Origin of the sequence: Cryobacterium sp. 10I1 (assembly GCF_035019805.1) — a bacterium.
In the GTDB taxonomy this organism is placed as follows: domain Bacteria; phylum Actinomycetota; class Actinomycetes; order Actinomycetales; family Microbacteriaceae; genus Cryobacterium; species Cryobacterium glucosi.
This window is the reverse complement of record NZ_JASJVF010000300.1, coordinates 1-3634: the sequence shown is the minus strand read 5'-3', so window position 1 is coordinate 3634 and position 3634 is coordinate 1. Positions and strand designations below refer to the sequence as shown.

Genomic DNA, 3634 nt, shown 5'->3' with positions numbered 1-3634 from the left:
CGATGGCACCCCGGCCACGCTGATCTTCCTGATCGCCGTTCCGGAGGCGGCGGCCGGAACCGAGCACCTCACCGTGCTCGCCCAGCTGTCCCGCGCCCTGATGAAGCCCGCCTTCCGCGCCGCACTGCAGTCGGCAGCGACCCCGGCGGACGTGCTCGCGGCGCTGGCCGCGCAGGTCGGCCCGAAGCCGGCATCCGTCAAATAGGCTGGGCGCATGCGCATCGCCACCTGGAACGTCAACTCCATCCGAGCCCGCTCCGCCCGTGTCGTCGACTGGCTCGTGCGCGAGGACATCGACGTGCTCGCCATGCAGGAGATCAAGTGCAAGCCGGAGCAGTTCCCCTCCGACGTCTTCGAAGAGGCCGGGTACGAGCTCGCCATCCACGGCCTCAGCCAGTGGAACGGCGTCGCCTTCGCGAGCAGGCACCCTATGACGGATGTCGCAACGAGCTTCCCCGGCATGCCCGGCTTCCTGAAAGGCCAGGAAGGCCCCGGGCTGCCGCTCGAGGCCCGTGCGCTCGGGGTCACGGTGAATGACCTGCGGCTCTGGAGCCTCTACGTGCCGAACGGGCGCGCGCTCGACGACCCGCACTACGCGTACAAGCTCGACTGGCTCGCGAAGCTCGACGAGCACGCCCGCGCCGAACTCGCCGCCCGCCCCGATCTCGCCCTCGCGCTGATGGGCGACTGGAACGTGGCCCCCCTCGACTCCGACGTCGGCGACCCGACGCTGGTCCCCGGGGTGTCGACGCACATCTCACCGCCGGAACGGGCCGCCTTCGAGGCCTTCGCCGCCGCAGGGCTGACCGACCCCGTGCGCACCCTCGTTCCGGAGGGCTTCACCTACTGGGACTACAAGCAACTGCGGTTCCCGCGCAACGAGGGCCTCCGCATCGACTTCATCCTCGGCTCACCGGCGTTCACCGACCTCGTCACCGCCGCGAGCATCCACCGGAACGAACGCAAGGGCGACGCACCGAGCGACCACGTGCCCGTCGTCGTCGACCTCACCCTCGACGACGAGGACGACGACCGCCCGATGATCTTCTGACCCCTCGCCGGATGACGCGACCGTCGGGGATACTGGAAGCATGTCTTCCGTATCGCCGGGGAACGACGGCAATCCGGCGGCGGCCGGGCCGTCCGATTCCGTCACCGTCTCCATCACGCGCCGGGTGCAACCCACCCGGATAGCCGAGGCGACCCACTGGGCCCAGCAGGGCATGGACCTCGCGAGCGCGTTCCCCGGCTTCCTCGGCTCCGGCTGGGTGCGCACGAGCGCGGACTCGCTCAGTTGGCACATGCTCTACCGTTTCGACAACTCCGATTCACTGGATGCCTGGGAAGGCTCCGATGAGCGCGCCGAGTGGCTCGCCCAGGGCGTCGACTACATCCTCGACGCCCGCGTGCAGAAGCGCACCGGCATCGAAGGCTGGTTCGACACCCCGCAGGAGGGCGCGGACTCGGGCATCTACCAGCCCTCGCAGTGGAAGCAGACCGTCGCGATCGGCCTCGGCTTCTTCCCGACCAACGTGGTCTTCACCTTCCTCGTCACACTCGCGATCCCCGAGTGGGGCGGCTACCCGATCGTGCCCCGCATCCTGATGACGACCCTCGTGATGGCGCCCACGATGACACTGCTCGTGATGCCGTGGATCACGCGGTGGCTCCGCCCGTGGCTGACCCGGCCGCCGGCATCCGCCTACCGCCGCCCACAGGTCTAGACCACCCGCAGGCCTAGGCGGCCGGCGCGAGCAGGGCCGCGATCACGAGCAACGCCGGGATGGCGGCGATCGTCGTCACGAGCACGGTGTCGCGGGCGACGACCATGCCGCGGTCGTACCGGGCCGCATAGTTGAAGACGTTCTGCGCGGTCGGCAGGGCTGCGACTGTCACGACGGCGAACAGCTCTGCGGGGCCGAGCCCGAAGACGAATCGGCCGAAGGCCCAGGCAACGACCGGCATCACGGCCACCTTGAGCGTCGCCGCGAGCGCGACCTGCTTCCTCCCTGAGCCGGGTCGCAGGATCCGGTCGCCGCGCAGTGACATGCCGAACGAGAGAAGGACCATCGGGACACCGGCCCCTCCGAGGATGTCGAGGGGTGCGAACACGGCGTCCGGGATCGGGATCCGGAATACGGCCACGATCAGACCGGACAGGGAGGCGAGGATCAGCGGGTTCCGGAACGGCTGGGTCAGGATCGACCGGACCGAGACCCGGCCGCTCGTCGCGACGTCGAGGATGCCGAGCAGGATCGGCGCGAAGACGAGCAGCTGCAGGAGGAGCACCGGGGCGACGTAGTGCGCACTGCCGAGCACGTAGATCGCTACGGGCAGGCCGATGTTGTTCGCGTTGACGTAGCCGGCTCCCGCGACGCCGAGCGCGGTTTCCGCCACGCGGTCCCGGCGCCGGCTCCCACCGATCGCCCTGCGGCGCACGAGGAACCGGCTGGCCGCGAGGTAGACCACGACGATGACCAGGACGGTGCACAGGGTGGTCAGGAGGAACCAGGAGAACAGCACCCGGACATCCGTGTGGCTCAGGACGGTGAACATCAGCGCGGGCATCGCCACGAAGAAGGCGACCCGATTGAGCACGAACCCGGCCGTCGGGCCAGCGAACCCCGCACGCTCGATGAGGTAGCCCACCAGGATCACGAATCCGATGATGGAGAACCCGACCAGGACGCCGCTCATTACTCCCAGATTAGGGGACAGTTCTGCTGCAGGAGAGCGCGAGTCTTGCCAGCGGTCACGCCACAGCCGTACGCTCGAAGCATGCCTCATCTCAGCGTTCCGGGTGCGTCGATGTACTACGAGACCGAAGGTGCGCTGTCGTCGCCGGCGATCCTGCTGCTGCACGCCGGCATCGCGAACCTGCGCATGTGGGACCCCCAGGTCGCAGCCCTCGCCGCCAGGCATTTCGTGGTGCGGTTCGATGCGCGCGGCTTCGGGCAGACCACGACCGAGAACGTCGCGTTCTCCAACCGGGCGGATGCCGTCGCGCTGCTCGATCATCTCGGCATCGCGTCCGCGACCCTCGTCGGCTGCTCGCGCGGAGGGTCGATCGCGATCGACATCGCCCTCGAGAGCCCGGACAGGGTCGCCGGGCTCGTCACGATCGGGTCCGGCCCGAGCGGTTTCCCCGAAGTCGAGCTCACCGAGCTCGAGGACGCCCGGTTCGACGAACTCGACGAGGCCTTCGACGCCCGTGACTGGCACCGGCTCGCCCGGCTGGAGGTCGCGCTGTGGGCGATCGGCACGACCAGGGACGAGAAGGCCCTCGATCCCGAGTTCGTGTCGACGGCCTACGCGCTCAACCGGGTCAATGTCGTGCACGCCGAGGAGAACCCGATCCCGATCCCGCTCGAACCGCCCGCGAGCAACCGGGTGATCGATATCGAGGTTCCCGCGCTCGTGACGGTCGGCGAGTTCGACGTGACGCCCGCGCTCGCCCAGTACGAGTACCTGCTGTCGACGCTGCCCTTCGCGAGCGGCTGCACCTTCCGCGACGCCGCGCATCTGCCGAGCGTCGAACTCCCTGACGAGTTCGAGCGGGTGCTCCTCGTGGTCTGGGGGCGCCTCGACTGGACCGCCTACGCGTCCTTCGGTGCGATGACGGCGCTCTACGGCC

Annotated in this window: 5 protein-coding genes; 4 read left to right on the top strand and 1 reads right to left on the bottom strand. The window is 69.1% G+C overall.

Translation table 11 applies throughout. From position 1 onward, the window contains the following. The 3 genes from QN345_RS16890 to QN345_RS16880 form a co-directional block, all read left to right on the top strand. The coding region (locus tag QN345_RS16890) for a PTS sugar transporter subunit IIA (protein ID WP_323508924.1) at window positions 1-205 on the top strand (205 nt) is incomplete at its 5' end. Window positions 206-214: 9 nt separating this feature from the next. Next, complete coding sequence (locus tag QN345_RS16885; RefSeq protein WP_322189111.1) at window positions 215-1051, top strand: exodeoxyribonuclease III; 837 nt, start codon at window positions 215-217, stop codon at window positions 1049-1051. 40 nt (window positions 1052-1091) lie between these two features. Beyond that, window positions 1092-1724: an antibiotic biosynthesis monooxygenase gene (locus tag QN345_RS16880; RefSeq protein WP_322136807.1), complete on the top strand. Its 633-nt coding sequence runs from the start codon at window positions 1092-1094 to the stop codon at window positions 1722-1724. A gap of 13 nt (window positions 1725-1737) precedes the next feature. Here QN345_RS16880 and QN345_RS16875 read toward each other — a convergent pair whose 3' ends face one another. Beyond that, entirely contained in the window at window positions 1738-2697 is a 960-nt protein-coding gene (locus QN345_RS16875; protein ID WP_322141086.1) for an AEC family transporter, read from the bottom strand. Window positions 2698-2778: 81 nt separating this feature from the next. On the opposite strand from QN345_RS16875, the gene QN345_RS16870 reads away from it, so the two are divergent. Further along, window positions 2779-3634, top strand: an 856-nt coding sequence (locus tag QN345_RS16870) for an alpha/beta hydrolase (RefSeq protein WP_323508923.1), incomplete at its 3' end; no start/stop codon positions are given.